Raw genomic sequence first — 19,645 nt, 5'->3', positions numbered from 1 at the left:
CGAATCCCGCTACTGCATGATTCCTTAAATCGGAATCGATTAAGGATGGAATTATGCAGCAATTTAAGGTGCTACAGCGTCTTTTGCGCGTCTGAGAAGACGCATGGCGCCGTAGAGCAGAATTCTGCCAATCACGAACTTCCGGTTTCCTTTTGCCGGGCTCATGAAATAGAAGCGAACAATGACCGCCGCAAACCGGACTGAAGACAAACTCGCCGAACTCAACCAGCCGAGCCTCTGGTCGGGAATCAACGCCTATCGATCCGATCCGCTGATCGTCGATCTGACCGCCGCGCTGCCGCGCGCCATCCGCGACGACCTGGAAAACATGGGCCGCTTCGTGACCTCGCCGGAAGCGCAGGAACTGGCGCGCATGGCAAACCAGGGCACGCCGCAGCTGCGCACCCACGGCCCGCGCGGCGAGCGTCTCGATGTCGTCGAATTCCATCCCGCCTGGCACGCGCTGATGCGCCGTTCCATGGCGTCGGGCCTGCATTCCTCGGTCTGGGATCCGCAGGCCGATACCGAGGCCAAGGATCAGGCCCACCACATTCGCGCCGCCCGCTTCTATCTGACGGCGCAGCTCGAATCTGGCCATCTTTGCCCGCTGACGATGACAAGCGCATCCGTCGCCGCTCTCTCGGCGTCGCCGGCGGTGCAGAAGGACTGGGCGCCGAAGATCCTGTCGCGCAAATACGACTCCTCCAATCGGCCGGCCATGCAGAAGTCCGCCGTGACGATCGGCATGGGCATGACGGAAAAACAGGGCGGCACGGATGTGCGCGCCAACACGACCGCGGCCGAAAAGGTGAGCGAGGGCATCTACCGGCTCTCCGGCCACAAGTGGTTCATGTCCGCACCCATGAGCGATGCCTTCATCATGCTGGCGCAGACCAAGGAGGGCATGGGCTGCTTTCTCGTGCCGCGCCTGCTGGAAGACGGCTCTGCCAACGGCCTGCAGTTCCAGCGCCTGAAGGACAAGGTCGGCAACCGTTCGAATGCGTCGTCGGAAGTGGAGTTCACCGATACGTTCGGCTTCCTGCTCGGCGGTCCCGATGCCGGCATTCGCACCATTCTCGACATGGTGACGCTGACGCGGCTCGACTGCGCCCTGGCCTCTTCCGGCATCATGCGCGCCTCGCTCGCCGAAGCCGTGCACCATACGCGCGGTCGCAGCGTCTTCGGCAAGATGCTGGTCAATCAGCCGATCATGACGCGTGTGCTCGCCGACATGGCGCTCGACGTGGCAGCCGCCACGGCTCTCTCCTTCCGTCTGGCCGACGCCTTCGACAAGGCCCGCGGCAATGCCGAGGATGCCGCCTATGCCCGTGTCATGACGCCGGTCGCCAAATACTGGTGCTGCAAGATCGCCCCGGCGCTGATCTACGAGGCGATGGAATGCATCGGTGGCAGCGGCTACATCGAGGAACGCCCGATCGCCCGCCACTATCGCGAGGCCCCGGTCAATGCGATCTGGGAAGGTTCGGGCAATGTCATGGCGCTCGATGTCTTGCGCGTGCTGAACCGCGGCAAGGATCTGTTCGAGACGGTTTTCGCAGGCTTTGCCCGCGATCTCGGCCCGGCCGGCAAGAAGACGATCGACGTGCTGCGCGCCGCAATCGCGCTCTGCGAACAGGACGAGGGCGCTGCCCGCCTGCTCGTCGAGCAGCTGGCGCTCGTTGCCGGTGCCGCCGAGCTCTACCGGCTGGGGGCAGGGCGCATTGCCGACGCCTTCATCGAGACCCGTCTTGCCGGCGGCTGGCGTTCCACCTACGGCATGCTCGATTCCCGCTTCGACGCAAGCTACATCGTCGATCTGCTCTATCCGCCGGCGGCCTAATACCGGCGTTCTGCGATGCGCCGCTGGACGATCTCGATGAGATCTGTGCCAGCGTGCTTGCGGCCGTCACCGCGGGCCTGACGCGCCCGTCCCTCTCGCAATATCAGGCTGATCGGCCACACCCGTTCCGCTCCCATGGGCCGGGGAGCCGGAAGCAGCCATTGTCGTGCAAGACGCCCACGGCACTGATTTTCCAGCCGCGCCTGCGGACGGCAGGAGGGCAGTCGCATTCGTTCCGGCGTCAAAGCCGCGCAGGGCTGCCTGCGCTTCTCGCCGCGACTTGCCTTGTCCACGGCACAAAAAAATCCGGCCGCGTCGCCGCAGCCGGATCATGTCACCTATCGCCGAAAATCAGCTTTCAGAAGAAGCCGCGGCGTTGCCACCAGCCTGCCTTCTTCGGCTTGCCTTCACCTTCGGTTTCCGCGCTTTCGGCGCGGGTCGAAGTGACGGTCGGCTCGGAAGACGAGATGTTGGATCCGCGGTTGGCGCGGACCGGCTTCGCCTCTTCCTGCGCAGGCGCTTCTTCCTGGGCAGGGGTGGCAAGATCTGCGGAGGCTTCCGCCACTTCCGGCTCGGCTTCGGCTGCCGGCGCTTCGATCACCGGTTCCTCGACCGGCGAGGGTGCGGCAGCGGCCTTGCGGCGGCCCCGGCCGCGAGCCGGCTTGACCGCTTCGGCAACGCTTTCGCTGCCTTCGATGGCCGCCATGGCAGGCTGTGCCTCGACGGTTTCGACCGTCGCGACTTCGACTGCTTCGGTTTCGCTGCCGCTCCCGGCGCTTTCCTCGGCTGCGCTGTCGTCGCCTTCGCCTTCGTCAGTATCGCCGCCCTCGGAAGCGGCGTTCGCCTCGGCGCCTTCCTCTCCGCGGTTGCGGCGGCCGCCGCGCTTGCCACGACGGCGGCGCTTGCGGCGCTGGGAATCCTCGCCGTCGGCGCGGGCCTCGGCCGGAGCCTCGGCGGCATCGCCGTCGCCTTCGCTGCCGTCGTCTTCGCCTTCATCGTGATCGTCGGCCGCGTCGGAAACGGCATCGGCGGCGACCTGCTGTTCGGCATTGCCGTTGCGGCCACGGCGGCGGCGACGGCGCTTGCGCTTGCGGCCACCTTCGCCTTCGCCCTCTGCGCGGGCGGCAGGGCGCTCGGCTGCGGCCGGCTTTTCGTCCAGTTCTTCGTCTTCTTCCTCGTCATGCTCGATCACGACATCGTCGTCATCGTCGTCGGGGATGGCTGCGAAGTTGAAGAGGCTCTCGATCTTGACCGGGTTCTCGACCGGCTCGCCGCGGTCGATTGCGAAGTGCTGCGCACCGACCGAACCGTCGGCATCGATGATGATCGCCACGCCGAAACGGGCTTCATAATCGACGATCGTCTGGCGCTTGTGGTTGAGCAGGTAAAGCGCGATATCGGGCGTCGTGCGCACGGTGATGTTGTGCGTGGTGTTCTTCAGCAGATATTCCTCGACACCGCGCAGCACATGCAGCGCGACGGAGGACTGCGAACGCACGTGGCCGGTGCCGCCGCAATGCGAGCAGACCTGCGTCGTCGATTCCAGAACCGAGGCGCGGATACGCTGGCGCGACATTTCCAGAAGGCCGAAATGCGAGATGCGGCCGACCTGGATGCGGGCGCGGTCGTTCTTCAGGCATTCCTTCAGCTTCTTCTCGACAGCGCGGTTGTTGCGCTTTTCTTCCATGTCGATGAAGTCGATGACGATGAGGCCGGCAAGGTCGCGCAGGCGCAGCTGCCGGGCGATTTCTTCCGCCGCTTCCAGGTTCGTCTGCAGCGCCGTGTCCTCGATCGAGTGTTCGCGGGTCGAACGGCCGGAGTTGACGTCGATCGAAACCAGCGCTTCCGTCTGGTTCATGATCAGGTAGCCGCCGGACTTCAGCGTCACCTGCGGCTGCAGCATGCGATCAAGCTGTGCCTCGATGCCGGAGCGCGAGAAGATCGGGTGGATGTCGCGATAGGGCTGAACCACCTTGGCGTGGCTCGGCATCAGCATCTTCATGAAGTCTTTCGCTTCACGATAGCCTTCCTCGCCGGCAACGATGATCTCGCCGATATCCTTGTTGTAGAGGTCGCGGATCGAGCGCTTGATGAGCGAGCCTTCCTCGTAGACGAGGCAGGGGGCGGTGGACGCGAGCGTCAGCGTGCGGACGTTCTCCCACAGGCGCATCAGATATTCGAAGTCGCGCTTGACCTCGACCTTGGTGCGGTTCGCGCCGGCCGTGCGCAGGATCACGCCCATGCCCTGCGGCACCTCGAGCATGCGTGCGATTTCCTTCAGCCGCTTGCGGTCCTGCGGGTTGGTGATCTTGCGGGAAATGCCGCCGCCGCGCGCCGTGTTCGGCATCAGAACCGAATAGCGGCCGGCAAGCGAGAGATAGGTGGTCAGAGCCGCGCCCTTGTTGCCGCGCTCTTCCTTGGCGACCTGCACCAGCAGGATCTGGCGGCGCTTGATGACTTCCTGAATACGGTACTGCTTGCGCGGCTTGCGCTGCACGCGGTCCGGAACCTCTTCCATCGCATCTTCGGCGCCGACGGATTCGATGACTTCCTCTTCGCCGTGGTCGTCATGGTCGTCGTCATCGTCGTCGTCCTGACGGCGCTTGGAAACGTCAACATCCTCGGAAATGGAGTCCGTTTCGACCATTGCGGCCATCTCGCCGCCGGTCGAGCCCTCGTCGTCATTGTCGGCGACCGATGCTTCCGCTGCGGTTGCCTTTTCGGCGACCGGCTCGGCTGCCTTCTTGCGGCTGCGGCGGGCGCGGGGCTTCTTGGCCGGTGCCTCTTCGGCGGCAGGGGCTTCCTCTTGCGCGGGCGCAGCTACCGTTTCGGCGGCAACGGCTTCTTCTGCGGCTGCCTCGGGCTGCTCCACCGGCACGATGCCGATATCGGGCTGGTCCTGCGTGGAGAGATCGACGAGCGGGGCGGTCTCGACATGCTCGACATCTTCGTCGCGGCGGTGCTCCTCGGCTTCGGCGCGAAGCAGGGCCTGACGGTCGGCAAGCGGGATCTGGTAATAGTCGGGATGGATTTCGGCAAAGGCCAGGAAGCCGTGCCGGTTGCCGCCGTAGTCAACGAAGGCGGCCTGCAGCGAGGGTTCGACCCTCGTTACTTTTGCAAGATAGATGTTGCCGCGGATTTGCTTCTTGTGCTGTGACTCGAAGTCAAATTCTTCTATGCGGTTCCCGCGAACGACAACGACGCGCGTCTCTTCCTCGTGAGACGCATCGATAAGCATTTTGTCTGCCATGTAAGCTGAGCTCCTCGGCGAGGCCGCGAGAGCGCATTCCCGACTGCTGTTGACACAGAAAGAATGCGGTCCGCCGTGGCCGCGCCGGATAATGAAAGTCGCGATTGGCAAGAGGGGGAAGGCAGCAGCCAGACCGCAGCCGGAACCATTTCGTTCCGGGGCCTGTACACTTCAGATAAAACCTGCTGCGAAACCATCAACAACCAAGCGTGATCGACAATGACGAAGACCCGTTTCGGGTCCGATGAGTTTGCTCCCTGAGAGCGTGGTGGCTGATCCACCGATGAAATCCCAGCATGAAGCCGGAAGATCAGGATCCAGTTCTTGGATGGAAATGCATTCGACGGCGGACGATTACCGGTTGTGGCGCCAGGTCCGGGGACCGGCTGGCTGCCTCGCGGCGACTCTATCCCGTCAACACTTCTACCCTAAAATTCGTTGTATGTTTTCTCTGTCACAATAGCAAGGGAAAAGCCAAATGTGCCATAATATTGATGGATTTCGTATCGCATAAACTTTTCGGGGATAAGCGATCCTGATTCGCGCCTCGGCGCGCGTGCGCTCGCCTCTAGCGGGCGTCCGCGGGCACGGTGTAGGGTCCATCGCAGAAATAAATAGGGTGTGGCGGGCTATTGTTTAAGAGGTTTCGGATCGCGGCGGAGTTGTCCGCAGGGCGAAATGTGGGTCTTGCGGCGTGGCTTTTCGCCCTCGCGGCGCTTTGCGCCGTTCCGGCCGGCGCCGCCGGTGCGAGCAATCCCCTGCTGGCCTACGGAGCACGTATCGTCGGCGACGACGCCAGAACCCGCATCGTTATCGATTTCGACCGCGAGCCCCGTTTTTCCGTCCATTACATTGCCAATCCCGAGCGCATCGTCGTCGATCTGCCGGCAACCGCCTTCGGCTTCCCGGCCAAGGATCTTGAGGCGCGCGGTCTCTTCAAGGACATCCGCTACGGCGCCATGGACGAAGGCAGCGCCCGCATCGTGCTGACGGCGGCGCGCCCGGTCCGGCTTGCCCTTGCCAAGGTCCAGTCGGATGAGAACGGCAATGGTCATCGGCTGGTGCTCGATGCCGAGATGATCGACAAGCAGAAGTTCGCCGAACTGGTGAAGACCCAGTCCTGGAACGATCAGGCCGATGCGGCCGAGACGACGAGCGCCATTCCCCAGCCGGAGAAGGCCGCGCCCGGAGATTTCGTCATTGCCGTCGATGCCGGCCACGGCGGCATCGACACAGGCGCCATCGGCGTCGATACGAAGACCGAGGAAAAGCAGGTGACGCTTTCCTTCGCCAGGGCGCTCGCCGATCGCCTGAACAAGGAGCCGGGCATCAAGGCCTTCTTGACGCGGGACGACGACGAGTTTCTGTCGCTGTCGCAGCGTGTGCTGATCGCCCGGCAGAACCATGCGGGCCTCTTCATTTCCCTGCATGCCGATACGCTGAAGCAGAAGGATATTCGCGGCGCGACCGTCTATACGATTTCCGACAGGGCCTCGGACAAGCTCGCAGCCGATCTTGCCGAGCGCGAAAACCTCTCGGACCAGATCGCCGGCAAGGAAACGGTCGCCGAGCCGCCCGAGGTCGCCGATATCCTTCTCGACCTGACGCGGCGCGAGACGCAGGCCTTCTCGATCTCGCTTGCCGAAAGCGTGCTCGCCTCGTTCAAGGATCAGGTCGGCACGATCAACAATCCCCACCGTCACGCCGGCTTCCGCGTTTTGCAGGCGCCGGATGTCCCCTCGATCCTGCTTGAACTCGGTTTCCTCTCCAATGTCGAGGATGAAAAGCTGCTGCTCGACGATGCCTGGCGTTTGAAGATGGCCGATCTCCTGACCGATGCGGTGAAGCGTTACCGTGCGAGCCTGATGGCCAATGGTGGCTAGATTTGGCGTCCAGCCCCGGGCGTTGCCCGGAAGTGACACCGGGCGCGAAACCGGGCCTCCCGGCAATGGGGAAGGGGAAAGTGGCGGGACGAGCCCTATTTTGCTCACATTCGCGCCGTTACTCCGGTCTATATGTTTCGGGTGAGCGAGACGAAATCGGCTTGTGGCGCCAACGCGCATGGAGTAAGCCGCGCAACGTGCAATGAGACATGATCTGTGCGATTGTGCGGCTGCGCCGATCTAATGATTAGAAATACCGGTAGCTGAAAATATGGTTAGACTTCTTGGATATTTCTTCGGGATAGCATGTGTCCTGTTCCTGGGCGCTGCGGCGGTTGTTGCCGTCTACATTGCCAATGTCGCGAAGGATCTTCCTGATTACGCCGTGCTCAACAGCTATGCGCCGCCGGTCACGACCCGCGTTCACGCCGGCAATGGTGCGCTCATGGCCGAATATGCCAAGGAAAAGCGCCTCTTCCTGCCGATCCAGGCCATCCCCGACCGCGTGAAGGCCGCCTTCCTTTCGGCCGAAGACAAGAATTTCTACAACCATCCGGGCGTCGACCTGACCGGCCTTGGCCGCGCCATCCTCGTCAACCTCCAGAATTTCGGTTCCGGCCGCCGCCCGGTCGGCGCATCGACGATCACCCAGCAGGTCGCCAAGAACTTTCTCCTGACCTCGGACCAGACGATCGACCGCAAGATCAAGGAAGCGATCCTCTCCTTCCGTATCGAGCAGGCCTACAGCAAGGACAAGATCCTCGAACTCTATCTCAACGAGATCTTCTTCGGCCTGAATTCCTACGGCATCGGCAGCGCCGCGCTCACCTATTTCAACAAGTCGGTCACGGAACTGACGATCGCCGAATCCGCCTATCTCGCATCGCTGCCGAAAGGCCCGGCCAACTACCATCCCTTCCGCCATCCGGATGCCGCGCTTGAACGCCGCAACTGGGTGATCGACCGCATGGTCGAGAACGGCTACGTGAGCCAGAGCGACGGTGAGGATGCCAAGAAGCAGCCGCTCGGCGTCACCGCCCGCAACAGCGGCCCCTCTCTGTTTGCCTCCGATTATTTCGCCGAGGCTGTCCGTCGCCAGCTCATCGATCAGTATGGCGAGAAGTCGCTTTACGAAGGCGGTCTTTCGGTGCGCACCTCGCTCGATCCGCAGCTGCAGCTCTATGCGCGCAAGGCGCTGCAGGATGGCCTGACCAATTACGACGAACGCCGTGGTTTCCACGGGCCGATCAAGCAGATCAGCACGTCCGGCGACTGGGGTCCGGCGCTTGCCGAAATACCCGCTCTCTCCGACGTGCCGGAATGGCGCCTGGCGGTCGTGCTCGCCGTTTCCAACGACGGCGTCGATATCGGCCTCCAGCCGTCGAAGGACGGAGGCGGCAAGGTTTCAACCGAGCGCGAGCGCGGCTCGATTGCCGCCAAGGACATGCAATGGGCGTTCCGCTCCGCCGCTGGCGACCGCAAGACGACGAAGTCGCCGGTCGGCGTCGTCTCGGCGGGCGATGTCGTCTACGTCGAGCGCCTCGGCGGTGATGGTTCCACCTCCTACCGCCTGCGCCAGCCGCCGAAGGTGCAGGGCGGCCTCGTCGCCATGGACCCGAAGACCGGCCGCGTTCTCGCCATGGTCGGCGGCTTCTCCTATGCTCAGTCGGAATTCAACCGCGCCACGCAGGCCATGCGCCAGCCGGGCTCCTCCTTCAAGCCCTTCGTCTACGCTGCCGCCATGGACAACGGCTATACGCCGGCCTCGGTCATCATGGATGCGCCGATCGAGATCGTTTCGGGCGGTCAGGTCTGGAAGCCGGAAAACTACGGCGGCGAAGTCGGCGGCCCCTCGACGCTGCGCTCGGGCATCGAGAATTCGCGCAACCTGATGACGGTGCGCCTCGCCAACGACCTCGGCATGAATATCGTCGCCGAATATGCCGAGCGCTTCGGCATTTACGACAAGATGCCGCCGCTGCTTGCCATGTCGCTCGGCTCGGGCGAAACGACGGTGCTGCGCATGGTTTCGGCCTATTCGGTCATCGCCAATGGCGGCAAGCAGATCAAGCCGACGCTGATCGACCGCATCCAGGACCGTTACGGCAAGACGATCTTCAAGCATGAGGAGCGTCTCTGCGAAGGCTGCAATGCCGGCGACTGGCAGAACCAGGAAGAACCCAACATCGTCGACAACCGCGAACAGGTTCTCGATCCGATGACCTCCTACCAGATCACCTCGATGATGCAGGGTGTCATCCAGCGCGGCACGGCTGCCGGCAAGATCGATCTCGGCGGCCGCGACGTTGCCGGCAAGACCGGCACGACCAACGACGAGAAGGACGCCTGGTTCGTCGGCTTCACGCCGGATCTGGTGGCCGGTCTCTACCTGGGCTTCGACACGCCGGCCCCGCTCGGCCGCGGCGGCACGGGCGGCGTTCTCTCGGCGCCGATCTTCAACGAATTCATGCAGGCTGCCGTCAAGGACATGCCGGAATCCAAATTCGTCGTCCCGGCCGGCATGAACATGATCGCGATCAACCGCAAGACCGGCATGGCCGCTGTCGACGGCGAGCCGGGCACCATCATCGAGGCCTTCAAGCCGGGCACCGGCCCGGCCGACAGCTTCTCCGTCATCGGCATGGACGGCACGATGGCGCCGGAAGAAATCCTGCGCACATCGCCGCAGGCAAACCAGGCGGTGCAGACCAACACGCCCGGCCTGTTCTGACCGGAACCGATGTCCTTTGCGCCCGCCGCGGCTCTTTACATCCGCGGCGGGCCTCTCTATGTCACCAGCCTTACAGAATACCGAAGCAAAGAAGCAGGAAAATGCGAGCGGAAATCCAGAACGTAGTCGATGAAACCAAGCAGGCTATCACCCTGCTGAGGAGGCATCTTTGACTGGGACCAGGCGATAAGACGACTGGACTGGTTGAACAACAAGGCAGAGGATCCCAGCCTCTGGAACGATGCGCAGGAAGCGCAGAAACTGATGCGCGAGCGCCAGCAGCTCGATGACGGAATCAATGGCGTCAGGGCGCTGGAGCAGCAGCTTTCCGACAATATCGAGCTTGTCGAACTCGGCGAGGAAGAGGGCGACGAGAGCATCGTCAAGGAAGCCGAAGATGCGCTGAAGGGCCTGCAGGCCGAGGCTGCGCGCCGGCAGGTCGAGGCCATGCTCTCGGGCGAGGCCGACGGCAACGACACCTATCTGGAAATTCATTCCGGCGCCGGCGGCACGGAAAGCCAGGACTGGGCGAACATGCTTCTGCGCATGTACACCCGCTGGGCCGAGCGCCAGCGCTTCAAGGTCGAGCTCATGGAAGTGCATGACGGCGAAGAAGCCGGCATCAAGTCCGCGACCTTGCTGGTCAAGGGCCACAATGCCTATGGCTGGCTGAAGACGGAATCGGGCGTGCATCGCCTCGTGCGCATCTCGCCCTATGACAGCAACGCGCGCCGCCATACGTCCTTCTCGTCGATCTGGGTCTATCCGGTCGTTGACGATTCGATCAACATCGAGATCAACGAAAGCGATTGCCGCATCGACACCTACCGTTCGTCGGGCGCCGGCGGTCAGCACGTCAACACGACGGACTCGGCCGTGCGCATCACCCACATTCCGACCGGCATCGTCGTGGCCTGCCAGCAGGAACGCTCGCAGCACAAGAACCGCGCCAAGGCGTGGGAAATGCTGCGTGCCCGCATGTACGAAGCCGAGCTGAAAAAGCGCGAGGAAGCTGCCAATGCCGAAGCCGCGTCCAAGACGGATATCGGCTGGGGCCACCAGATCCGCTCCTACGTCCTGCAGCCCTACCAGCTCGTGAAGGACCTGCGGACCGGTGTTGCGAGCACCGCTCCTGATGACGTGCTCGATGGCGACTTGAACCCGTTCATGGAGGCGGCCCTCGCGCACCGCATCAGCGGCGCAGCCGATGCCGTCGTCGACGACGTCGATTGAGCGGCAGGGATAGCGTCGAGATGAAGCCCCGGAAACGGGGCTTTTTTCGTTTCAGGAGGACGGCGAGGGGGCGATCCGCAACCGGCACGGTCAGGGATCAGTGGCGCTCAGTTTGTCGCCTTCTCCACCGTAATGTCCCCGAACTCATCGATCAGCACTGTCCAGCCGTCGGGCTCGGCGGCTGGATCGGTCTTCAGATAGACCGTGGCGAAAAGGCCCGGTTCCTTGATGAAGCCGCTCGAATTTTCGGGCCGGATGTCGGTGACATAGGGCTTGAGATCGCTGATTTCCTGCAGTTCCACCGTCGAGACGACGGCAGGCCCGGCGTCATTCTGGGCGATCTGCTGCAGAAAGACCTTGGAAGTCTTGTCGGGCTGGCGCACGGCGAAGAGCTTGTAATAGCCGTGGCGTTGCCGGGTCTCGGCGTCGGCTCGGCCCATGTCCTGGTTGCTGACGCTTTGCGTGGTCGTCGGGGCGCGCTCGACCGGCAGCAAATTGCCGTCGTCTTCCCAATAGCCTGTGCTGGTCGCAAAAATGACCGCAGCCGGCAGGATATCGTCGTGAACGGTCTGCGCCTCGGCGGCGATCGCCCAACCCGAAGCCAGGAGCACCGTGATAATTGCCTGCCGCATCGCCGCCATCTCAGTCCTCGAATTGTTCTGCCAGAATCCGGTCCGACCATGAGCGGTCGGGATCGGAAAGGATGCGTGCGGTCATGTCCTCCGACTGGGCGATGCGCACATGCAGCACGGATTTGATCTCCGTATTGTCGGCAACTGCGTTTACCGGCCGTTTTTCCGGTTCCAATATATGGATATCGACCGTCACCCGGTTCGGAAGCAGCGCCCCGCGCCAGCGCCGCGGCCGGAAGGCGCTGACCGGCGTCATGGCGAGCAGGGGCGCGTCAAGCGGCAGAATCGGGCCGTGGGCCGAAAGATTGTAGGCGGTCGAACCCGCAGGCGTCGCCACCATCAGACCGTCGCAGATCAGTTCCTCCAGCCGCACGCGCCCGTCGATTTCCACCCTGAGCTTCGCCGCCTGATAGGATTGCCGGAAAAGATAGACCTCGTTGATGGCGAGCGCCGAGGAACTGCTGCCGTCGGCGTTGGTTGTCGTCATCTTCAGCGGGTGAAAGGCATTCTCGACGGCGGCACAGATGCGGTCATGCAGGTCCGTGGTCCTGTAATCGTTCATCAGGAAGCCGACCGAGCCGCAATTCATGCCGTAGACGAGCTTGCCGCTGTTCATGGTGCTGTGCAGCGTCTGAAGCATGAAGCCGTCGCCGCCGAGCGCGACGATGACATCGGCCTCGTTTGCGGGCACATCGCCGTAAAGGCGAATCAATTCGTCGCGCGCGGCAAGTGCTTCCGTGGTCGGCGAGGCGATAAATGAAAGCGTCTGGAATGAACGGCCCATGCAATGCCCTTTGTTATGCTGCTCTAGCTAAAGGATAAAGGGCTTGTGCGACAAGACGTTTTGCGCTGCGGGCCGAAGTTCGGCCGATCGTGAGCCCACTGCAAATCACCCATGATTGTGATGGCGAACACGTCCATATTAAGTCCGGCAGGCTTTTCCGGGCCGGAACATTGGCCGGCAGCCTGCTGTGGATAGGCTCACCGGGCTCCCGGAAGGGGCAAAATTTCTTTACAAAAGATCAGAATCTGCTACTTCGCAGCCATTGCCCTTGTAGCTCAGTTGGTAGAGCACCTGATTTGTAATCAGGGGGTCGCGGGTTCGAACCCTGCCGGGGGCACCAGTTTTCCAGGCCACTCCATTAGATGAACAGAGACTGAAGGGTCGATTCAGCGGCAATTCAGGGGCTCCGGGTCATTGTCGCTTCATCAGAAACGAGGAAGTGAGCCATGAGGATCTCCAGCCTTCTCCTAGCAGCCGCCCTTTCGGCCGGTACTTTGTTCTCCGCCGTAGCCCCGGCTGCGGCCATCCCTCTCGAGCGTCCGGCAGTCTCGCAACAGGGCGATGTCATCCAGGTTCGCGGTGGCGATCGGGATTGGGGCGACCGCGATCGGGGTGATCGCGATTGGGGTGATCGCCGTGACTGGCGCGAGCGCCGCCATTGGCGAGAGCGCCGTCACTGGCGCCCGGTCTGGGGTTATGAACGCCGCTGGAACCCGTGGCGCGAGCGCCACTATTGGCGCCGCCACCACGGCGGACCCTATTGGCTCTACCGGAGCTGACGACCGAGCAAGCCACGCTCCATATCCCGGCAAAATCCCGTCGCAAGGCTTCGAGCTTGCGGCGGGATTTTCGCTTGGCTGCTGTTTCGGGCATGTCCGCTTTGTGTCCGGTGACGCGTCCGGCGCTCACTTCTGCGCGGGCTCGTTCACGCTCGATTCGATCTTCTCGCCGTTGCCGGTCTGCCCCGCACCCGACGGTGACATCATCGCGATGCTGAGCACCGAGGCAATCATCACGGCAACGACGGCAATCATCAGGCGCATGGACATTCTTCCCTGTTTGTCTGCGGGGATTAAACGTCCGACGGCTTTACCGGTTCCGGGTCCGCTATTGCGCGGACGGCGGTGGATTCGATGGCGTTGTCGAGGGCGCCAGCGGATCGGGCTGGCGGATCGGGTGTGACCTGTCCACCCAGATGATGCTCAAGATGACCATGACGAGGACCGCGATGAAGAGTACGCCGAAGATCAGCGGTCGAAATGCCATGATGCGGATTTCCTTTTACCGGTGCCCCGAGGGTAAAATGCGGTGCCGATCTTAACGACCGGCACGCCCTTTCCAAGGCCCAATATGGACTATGAGGGCAGGTGTTCAACCGCGATCCTTCCCTCCTTGCGAGGCAGATCAAGGGTGATCCGCCGGGTGTGAACCTATGCCTTCAGGTGCAGCCTTGCCGCATAAAGGGCAATTGCCGCGGCATTCGATACGTTCAGCGACTTGATGGCGCCGGGCATGTCGAGCCGGGCAAGCGCGCTCACCGTCTCTCGCGTCTTCTGCCGCAGGCCCTTGCCTTCGGAGCCGAGCACCAGCGCGATCCTGCCGCCCGAGAACGTGCCTTCGAGTGCAGCAGGTCCTTCCGAATCGAGGCCGATCGTGAAGAAGCCGAGCTTGTGCAATTCGCCGAGCGCGTCCGAAAGATTGGTGATCTGTATATAAGGAATGAGTTCGAGCGCGCCGGAGGCCGATTTGGCAAGCACGCCCGATTCGGTCGGGCTGTGTCTCTGGGTGGTGATGACGGCGCCCGCGTTGAAGGCGACGGCCGAGCGCATGATGGCGCCGACATTGTGCGGATCCGTCACCTGATCGAGCACGAGAAGCAGCGGACTGTCCTTCAGTGCTTCCAGCCGCCGGACGGGCAGGGGCCGGGTTTCCAGCATCACGCCCTGATGGATCGCTTCGGGGCCGAGCACCCTGTCGATATCGTGGGGAGAAACCATGTCGACGGGAATGCCGATCGCTTCCGCGTCGATTTCCAGCCGTGCCAGTGCGTTCTGCGTCACCGACAGCCTGATGTTCCTGCGCTCGGGATTTTCAAGCGCGGCGCGAACCGTGTGAAGGCCGTAAAGGAAGACCTGGTCGGGCGCGAGCGCCGGCGGTTTCCAGTCGTCCGCGCCACGTTTGCGCTTTTGTGGTGCGGGCGTCGGGATCTCGCCGCGTTCGCGCTTGGCGTCGCGATGCGCCCGCCTCAGCGTTGCGTAATGCGTGTCCTTTGCGGACTTGTCGGTGGCGGGCTTCCCGCCGGATTTGTTATCTTTGCTCATGCGGCTTTATAACGATGGCGTCTGTTGCCGCATAGGCCTTCTTTCATGTGCCGGCTTTCAACAGGCGATGAAATTTTTCCTGTCTTTTCCATTGTCATCGTGTTGACAGACTGAAATCGTCCGGTCATATACGCGGCGCAGACGACGGGGCGGCAACGCTTCAAAGTCTGACGAACTTGGTCTTCACGATCCGGACGAAAAACTGGAGAGATGCCCGAGTGGTTAAAGGGGACGGACTGTAAATCCGTTGGCTCAGCCTACGTTGGTTCAAATCCAACTCTCTCCACCATTCGTCATTGGATCGGACCAGCCCCGCGGGTATAGCTCAATGGTAGAGCAGCAGCCTTCCAAGCTGAATACGCGGGTTCGATTCCCGCTACCCGCTCCATCTTTCCATCGCCGCAATCAAAGACTGGTCGTGACGCCTTGCGTTCGGGGCCGGGGAGTTTTGTGCCGCCGCTATCGGGCGATGCTTTCGCCAGCCTTTTCCGAAATCAGAAGTCGCCTGAGATGCAGGCCCGACCCGGCCGTCGATTTTGTCAGGGATTTCAAATGTTTTGGGGAGGGCGCAGGCGAATCGCCTTGCAGGTTGCGAATTATCTCCCATATGCGCCGACACGCCAAGAATGGCGTCTGCAATTAAGTCTTGCGCAATTTCGCCGAAAGCCTTAAACGGCGGCACTAAACCGGTTCGCCGGGGTCACCCATTTACGTCCACAGGAAGCATTCAAATGGCAAAGAGTAAGTTTGAGCGCAACAAGCCGCACGTCAACATCGGCACGATCGGCCACGTTGACCACGGCAAGACGTCTCTGACGGCAGCGATCACGAAGTACTTCGGTGAGTTCAAGGCGTATGACCAGATCGACGCGGCACCGGAAGAAAAGGCGCGCGGCATCACGATTTCGACGGCCCACGTCGAGTATGAGACGGCGAACCGTCACTATGCGCACGTCGACTGCCCCGGCCACGCCGACTATGTGAAGAACATGATCACGGGTGCCGCGCAGATGGACGGCGCGATCCTGGTCTGCTCTGCCGCCGACGGCCCGATGCCGCAGACGCGCGAGCACATCCTGCTCGCCCGCCAGGTTGGCGTTCCGGCGATCGTTGTCTTCCTCAACAAGGTTGACCAGGTTGACGACGCAGAACTTCTGGAGCTCGTCGAGCTTGAAGTTCGCGAACTTCTGTCGTCCTACGACTTCCCGGGCGACGACATCCCGGTCGTCAAGGGTTCGGCGCTTGCTGCCCTTGAAGATTCTGACAAGAAGATCGGTGAAGACGCGATCCGCGAGCTGATGGCTCAGGTTGACGCCTACATCCCGACGCCCGAGCGTCCGATCGACCAGCCGTTCCTGATGCCGATCGAAGACGTGTTCTCGATCTCCGGCCGTGGTACGGTTGTGACGGGCCGCGTCGAGCGTGGCATCATCAAGGTCGGTGAAGAAGTCGAGATCGTCGGCATCCGCCCGACGTCGAAGACGACGGTTACCGGCGTTGAAATGTTCCGCAAGCTGCTCGACCAGGGTCAGGCCGGCGACAACATCGGCGCACTGGTTCGCGGTGTGAACCGTGACGGCGTCGAGCGTGGCCAGATCCTGTGCAAGCCGGGCTCTGTGAAGCCGCACAAGAAGTTCAAGGCGGAAGCCTACATCCTGACGAAGGAAGAAGGCGGCCGTCATACGCCGTTCTTCACGAACTACCGTCCGCAGTTCTACTTCCGCACGACGGACGTGACGGGCATCGTGACGCTTCCGGAAGGCACGGAAATGGTCATGCCGGGCGACAACGTCACGGTTGACGTCGAGCTGATCGTTCCGATCGCAATGGAAGAAAAGCTTCGCTTCGCGATCCGCGAAGGCGGCCGCACCGTCGGTGCAGGCATCGTCGCTGCCATCGTCGAATAATTCCTTCGGCTGCTCCGAAGGGGCAGCCGATTCGATGACATTATTATGATGCAAGCGGCGCAAGCCGCTTGCTTATTACACAGAAATGTTGCAAATGGCGCGCGAGCGCGATTTGCGTACCGCTTTGGATGACGAAGCGGCGACTAAATAAACAATAAGGTGGGCTAAAAGGCCCTGAAGAATGGATGGGGATGCCGTAACAGGCGTCTCTCTCGATCTTTGAAACCGGTGGTCCGCCTTAGGAAGAAAGAAAAACCCGTGTCTTGTCCAAAGACATGCGGAAAACAAACACAAGGATAACGTCGAATGAACGGCCAAAATATCCGCATTCGCCTGAAGGCGTTCGATCACCGGATTCTCGATGCTTCCACGCGCGAGATCGTGTCGACGGCGAAGCGCACCGGTGCAAGCGTCCGGGGCCCCGTTCCGCTTCCGACCCGCATCGAGAAGTTTACGGTCAACCGGTCCCCGCACATCGACAAGAAGAGCCGCGAACAGTTCGAGATGCGCACGCATAAGCGCCTGCTCGACATCGTAGACCCGACCCCGCAGACGGTAGACGCGCTGATGAAGCTCGATCTCGCCGCCGGTGTCGATGTTGAGATCAAGCTCTGAGCTTGCTCGAGCTGAGTTGGAAGGATTGAACCGATGCGTTCAGGTGTGATTGCACAGAAGGTGGGAATGACCCGCGTCTACAACGACGCCGGCGAGCATGTCCCTGTAACGGTACTGCGTTTGGATGGCTGCCAGGTTGTGGCCCAGCGCACCGTAGAAAAGAATGGCTATACCGCGCTTCAGCTCGGTGCTGGCCAGGCTAAGGTAAAGAACACGTCCAAGGCCATGCGCGGCAACTTCGCCGTCGCAAACGTCGAGCCGAAGGCCAAGCTGCAGGAATTCCGCGTTTCGGAAGACAACCTGCTTGATGTCGGCACCGAGCTCAAGGCCGGTCACTTTGCTGCAGGCCAGCTCGTCGATGTCACCGGCACGACGATCGGTAAGGGCTTTGCCGGCGCCATGAAGCGCCACGGCTTCGGCGGTCTTCGCGCCACGCACGGTGTGTCGGTTTCGCACCGCTCGCATGGTTCGACCGGCTCGCGCCAGGATCCGGGCAAGGTTTTCAAGAACAAGAAGATGGCTGGTCACATGGGCCAGACGCGCGTGACGACGCAGAACCTTGAAGTGGTTTCGACCGACGAAGATCGCGGTCTGATCCTGATCAAGGGCGCAGTACCCGGTTCCAAGGGTGCCTGGATCATCGTGCGCGACGCCGTCAAGTCGGCAGCGAAGTAAGGGAGCCAGACCAATGGAATTGAACGTCAAGACCCTCGAGGGCAAAGACGCTGGGAAGGTTTCCCTTTCTGACGCGATTTTCGGCCTTGAGCCCCGCGAAGACATTCTCGCCCGCGTCATCCGCTGGCAGCTTGCCAAGAAGCAGCAGGGCACGCACCAGGCAAAGGGCCGCGCCGATGTCGCGCGCACCGGCGCCAAGATGTACAAGCAGAAGGGTACGGGCCGCGCTCGTCACCATTCGGCTCGCGCTCCGCAGTTCCGCGGCGGTGGTAAGGCTCACGGCCCGGTCGCTCGCAGCCACGAGCACGACCTTCCGAAGAAGGTTCGCGCGCTCGGCCTGCGTCACGCGCTCTCTGCCAAGATCAAGGCTGACGAACTGATCGTCATCGACGATCTCGTCGCCAAGGAAGCAAAGACCAAGGCTCTGGCCGGCGTATTCGCCTCGCTCGGCCTGACCAACGCCCTCTTCATCGGCGGTGCCGAGCTCGACGGCAACTTCAAGCTCGCTGCCCAGAACATCCCGAACGTCGATGTTCTGCCGATCCAGGGCATCAATGTTTACGACATCGTCCGCCGCGGCAAGCTCGTGCTTTCCAAGGCTGCCGTTGAAGCGCTAGAGGAGCGATTCAAGTGACCGATCTTCGCCACTACGATGTGATCGTTTCTCCTGCGATCACCGAAAAGTCCACGCTGGTATCGGAAAACAACCAGGTTGTTTTCAATGTCGCCAAGAAGGCGACGAAGCCGGAAATCAAGGCTGCAGTCGAGGCGCTCTTCGGCGTCAAGGTCACGGCCGTCAACACTCTGCTGCGCAAGGGCAAGACCAAGCGGTTCCGCGGTTTCGCCGGCAAGCAGCAGGACGTGAAGAAGGCTGTCGTGACGCTGGCTGAAGGCCAGACGATCGACGTCTCCACCGGTCTCTGAGGAATAAGAAGATGGCATTGAAAACATTCAATCCGACGACCCCGAGCCAGCGCCAGCTGGTCATCGTCGACCGTTCGGGCCTCTACAAGGGCAAGCCGGTCAAGGCGCTGACGGAAGGTCTGACCAAGAGCGGCGGTCGTAACAACCTCGGCCGCATCACCGCCCGCTTCATCGGCGGCGGTCACAAGCGCAGCTACCGTCTGGTGGACTTCAAGCGTCGCAAGTTCGACGTCGAAGGTACCGTCGAGCGTATCGAATACGATCCGAACCGCACCGCGTTCATCGCGCTCGTCACCTACACCGACGGCGAGCAGGCCTACATCATCGCTCCGCAACGCCTTGCTGCCGGCGACAAGGTCATCGCTTCCGACAAGGCTGTCGACGTCAAGCCCGGCAACACGATGCCGCTGCAGTATATCCCGGTCGGCTCCATCATCCACAACGTGGAAATGAAGCCGGGCAAGGGCGGTCAGATCGCCCGTTCCGCCGGTTCCTACGCACAGCTCGTCGGTCGTGACGCAGGCATGGCCATCCTTCGCCTGAACTCGGGCGAACAGCGCCTCGTGCACGGCAGCTGCCTTGCATCGATCGGTGCAGTATCGAACCCGGATCACGCCAACATCAACGACGGCAAGGCCGGTCGTACGGTTTGGCGCGGCAAGCGTCCGCATAACCGCGGTGTCGTCATGAACCCGGTCGACCACCCGCACGGCGGTGGTGAAGGCCGCACCTCCGGTGGTCGCCACCCGGTGACCCCGTGGGGCAAGCCGACCAAGGGCAAGCGCACCCGGTCGAACAAGTCGACCGACAAGTTCATCATGCGTTCGCGTCATCAGCGCAAGAAGTAAGA

General features: G+C 62.0%; 17 protein-coding genes and 3 tRNA genes. 14 read left to right on the top strand and 6 right to left on the bottom strand.

The annotated features are described in order from the left end of the window. Positions 1 to 181: 181 nt before the first annotated feature. Positions 182 to 1,840, top strand: coding sequence for an acyl-CoA dehydrogenase family protein (locus ACFPWW_RS03435; protein WP_112566375.1), 1,659 nt, complete (start codon positions 182 to 184; stop codon positions 1,838 to 1,840). A 358-nt stretch (positions 1,841 to 2,198) separates the two neighbouring features. Here ACFPWW_RS03435 and ACFPWW_RS03430 read toward each other — a convergent pair whose 3' ends face one another. Further along, positions 2,199 to 5,090 carry an Rne/Rng family ribonuclease gene (locus ACFPWW_RS03430; protein WP_112754577.1) on the bottom strand — a complete coding sequence of 964 codons (2,892 nt, stop codon included), beginning with the start codon at positions 5,088 to 5,090 and terminating at the stop codon, positions 2,199 to 2,201. A gap of 632 nt (positions 5,091 to 5,722) precedes the next feature. Here ACFPWW_RS03430 and ACFPWW_RS03425 point away from each other — a divergent pair. From ACFPWW_RS03425 to prfB, 3 genes are all read left to right on the top strand, one after another. Beyond that, positions 5,723 to 6,973, top strand: a complete 1,251-nt coding sequence (locus ACFPWW_RS03425) for an N-acetylmuramoyl-L-alanine amidase (protein ID WP_112754579.1) — start codon at positions 5,723 to 5,725, stop codon at positions 6,971 to 6,973. A gap of 271 nt (positions 6,974 to 7,244) precedes the next feature. Beyond that, positions 7,245 to 9,704, top strand: coding sequence for a penicillin-binding protein 1A (locus ACFPWW_RS03420; protein ID WP_113498288.1), 2,460 nt, complete (start codon positions 7,245 to 7,247; stop codon positions 9,702 to 9,704). Between the two features lie 101 nt (positions 9,705 to 9,805). Beyond that, positions 9,806 to 10,937 (top strand): peptide chain release factor 2 gene (gene prfB / locus ACFPWW_RS03415; protein WP_162702886.1). Its coding sequence is split into 2 segments (ribosomal slippage): positions 9,806 to 9,874 and positions 9,876 to 10,937, totalling 1,131 coding nucleotides; the frame shifts between segments, so codons are not numbered across the junction. A gap of 107 nt (positions 10,938 to 11,044) precedes the next feature. On the opposite strand, the gene ACFPWW_RS03410 is transcribed toward prfB, so the two are convergent. Both ACFPWW_RS03410 and ACFPWW_RS03405 read right to left on the bottom strand, forming a co-directional pair. Next, the gene (locus ACFPWW_RS03410) at positions 11,045 to 11,578 is read right to left on the bottom strand and encodes a hypothetical protein (protein WP_377310358.1); all 534 of its coding nucleotides are present in this window, start codon (positions 11,576 to 11,578) and stop codon (positions 11,045 to 11,047) included. Position 11,579: 1 nt separating this feature from the next. Further along, positions 11,580 to 12,353: an NAD kinase gene (locus ACFPWW_RS03405; protein WP_112702972.1), complete on the bottom strand. Its 774-nt coding sequence runs from the start codon at positions 12,351 to 12,353 to the stop codon at positions 11,580 to 11,582. A gap of 264 nt (positions 12,354 to 12,617) precedes the next feature. Between ACFPWW_RS03405 and ACFPWW_RS03400 the strand changes: the two genes are divergently transcribed. Continuing rightward, positions 12,618 to 12,693 (top strand) — tRNA-Thr (locus ACFPWW_RS03400). Positions 12,694 to 12,799: 106 nt separating this feature from the next. Further along, a complete protein-coding gene (locus ACFPWW_RS03395) occupies positions 12,800 to 13,132 on the top strand; it encodes a hypothetical protein (RefSeq protein WP_377310356.1) in 333 nt (110 codons plus the stop codon). Positions 13,133 to 13,258: 126 nt separating this feature from the next. Here the strand turns inward: ACFPWW_RS03395 and ACFPWW_RS03390 are convergent, their stop codons facing one another. The 3 genes from ACFPWW_RS03390 to rlmB form a co-directional block, all read right to left on the bottom strand. Then, the gene (locus tag ACFPWW_RS03390) at positions 13,259 to 13,396 is read right to left on the bottom strand and encodes a hypothetical protein (RefSeq protein WP_377310355.1); all 138 of its coding nucleotides are present in this window, start codon (positions 13,394 to 13,396) and stop codon (positions 13,259 to 13,261) included. 64 nt (positions 13,397 to 13,460) lie between these two features. Further along, positions 13,461 to 13,619 (bottom strand): hypothetical protein, encoded by a 159-nt coding sequence (locus ACFPWW_RS03385; protein ID WP_377310353.1) that lies wholly within the window; start codon positions 13,617 to 13,619, stop codon positions 13,461 to 13,463. Positions 13,620 to 13,783: 164 nt separating this feature from the next. Continuing rightward, complete coding sequence (gene rlmB / locus ACFPWW_RS03380) at positions 13,784 to 14,674, bottom strand: 23S rRNA (guanosine(2251)-2'-O)-methyltransferase RlmB (RefSeq protein ID WP_112754587.1); 891 nt, start codon at positions 14,672 to 14,674, stop codon at positions 13,784 to 13,786. Between the two features lie 204 nt (positions 14,675 to 14,878). Here rlmB and ACFPWW_RS03375 point away from each other — a divergent pair. From ACFPWW_RS03375 to rplB, 8 genes are all read left to right on the top strand, one after another. Continuing rightward, positions 14,879 to 14,963, top strand: a tRNA-Tyr gene (locus ACFPWW_RS03375). A 25-nt stretch (positions 14,964 to 14,988) separates the two neighbouring features. Then, positions 14,989 to 15,062, top strand: a tRNA-Gly gene (locus ACFPWW_RS03370). Between the two features lie 343 nt (positions 15,063 to 15,405). Further along, positions 15,406 to 16,581 carry an elongation factor Tu gene (gene tuf, locus ACFPWW_RS03365; protein ID WP_112706399.1) on the top strand — a complete coding sequence of 392 codons (1,176 nt, stop codon included), beginning with the start codon at positions 15,406 to 15,408 and terminating at the stop codon, positions 16,579 to 16,581. Between the two features lie 306 nt (positions 16,582 to 16,887). Further along, complete coding sequence (rpsJ, locus tag ACFPWW_RS03360) at positions 16,888 to 17,196, top strand: 30S ribosomal protein S10 (RefSeq protein ID WP_003547547.1); 309 nt, start codon at positions 16,888 to 16,890, stop codon at positions 17,194 to 17,196. Positions 17,197 to 17,229: 33 nt separating this feature from the next. Next, complete coding sequence (rplC, locus tag ACFPWW_RS03355; protein ID WP_112572313.1) at positions 17,230 to 17,871, top strand: 50S ribosomal protein L3; 642 nt, start codon at positions 17,230 to 17,232, stop codon at positions 17,869 to 17,871. Between the two features lie 13 nt (positions 17,872 to 17,884). After that, positions 17,885 to 18,505 (top strand): 50S ribosomal protein L4, encoded by a 621-nt coding sequence (rplD, locus tag ACFPWW_RS03350; RefSeq protein WP_112572311.1) that lies wholly within the window; start codon positions 17,885 to 17,887, stop codon positions 18,503 to 18,505. Further along, positions 18,502 to 18,795, top strand: a complete 294-nt coding sequence (locus tag ACFPWW_RS03345; RefSeq protein WP_112572309.1) for a 50S ribosomal protein L23 — start codon at positions 18,502 to 18,504, stop codon at positions 18,793 to 18,795. The genes rplD and ACFPWW_RS03345 overlap by 4 nt, the downstream gene beginning before the upstream one ends. Before the next feature lie 11 nt (positions 18,796 to 18,806). Next, entirely contained in the window at positions 18,807 to 19,643 is an 837-nt protein-coding gene (rplB, locus tag ACFPWW_RS03340) for a 50S ribosomal protein L2 (protein ID WP_112572308.1), read from the top strand. The last annotated feature ends 2 nt before the right edge of the window (positions 19,644 to 19,645 follow it).

The organism is Rhizobium sp. GCM10022189 (genome assembly GCF_042656325.1).
Lineage (GTDB): Bacteria > Pseudomonadota > Alphaproteobacteria > Rhizobiales > Rhizobiaceae > Rhizobium.
Note: the sequence above shows the minus strand (reverse complement) of the source record. Positions and strands in the feature narration are given on the sequence as shown.

Excerpts from the sequence above, each read along its gene's own strand:
- ACFPWW_RS03435 (WP_112566375.1), top strand. The coding sequence starts at position 182 with ATGACCGCCGCAAACCGGACTGAAGACAAACTCGCCGAACTCAACCAG.
- ACFPWW_RS03430 (WP_112754577.1), bottom strand. The coding sequence starts at position 5,090 with ATGGCAGACAAAATGCTTATCGATGCGTCTCACGAGGAAGAGACGCGC.
- ACFPWW_RS03420 (WP_113498288.1), top strand. The coding sequence starts at position 7,245 with ATGGTTAGACTTCTTGGATATTTCTTCGGGATAGCATGTGTCCTGTTC.
- ACFPWW_RS03410 (WP_377310358.1), bottom strand. The coding sequence starts at position 11,578 with ATGGCGGCGATGCGGCAGGCAATTATCACGGTGCTCCTGGCTTCGGGT.
- ACFPWW_RS03405 (WP_112702972.1), bottom strand. The coding sequence starts at position 12,353 with ATGGGCCGTTCATTCCAGACGCTTTCATTTATCGCCTCGCCGACCACG.
- ACFPWW_RS03395 (WP_377310356.1), top strand. The coding sequence starts at position 12,800 with ATGAGGATCTCCAGCCTTCTCCTAGCAGCCGCCCTTTCGGCCGGTACT.
- ACFPWW_RS03390 (WP_377310355.1), bottom strand. The coding sequence starts at position 13,396 with ATGCGCCTGATGATTGCCGTCGTTGCCGTGATGATTGCCTCGGTGCTC.
- ACFPWW_RS03385 (WP_377310353.1), bottom strand. The coding sequence starts at position 13,619 with ATGGCATTTCGACCGCTGATCTTCGGCGTACTCTTCATCGCGGTCCTC.
- rlmB (WP_112754587.1), bottom strand. The coding sequence starts at position 14,674 with ATGAGCAAAGATAACAAATCCGGCGGGAAGCCCGCCACCGACAAGTCC.
- tuf (WP_112706399.1), top strand. The coding sequence starts at position 15,406 with ATGGCAAAGAGTAAGTTTGAGCGCAACAAGCCGCACGTCAACATCGGC.
- rpsJ (WP_003547547.1), top strand. The coding sequence starts at position 16,888 with ATGAACGGCCAAAATATCCGCATTCGCCTGAAGGCGTTCGATCACCGG.
- rplC (WP_112572313.1), top strand. The coding sequence starts at position 17,230 with ATGCGTTCAGGTGTGATTGCACAGAAGGTGGGAATGACCCGCGTCTAC.
- rplD (WP_112572311.1), top strand. The coding sequence starts at position 17,885 with ATGGAATTGAACGTCAAGACCCTCGAGGGCAAAGACGCTGGGAAGGTT.
- rplB (WP_112572308.1), top strand. The coding sequence starts at position 18,807 with ATGGCATTGAAAACATTCAATCCGACGACCCCGAGCCAGCGCCAGCTG.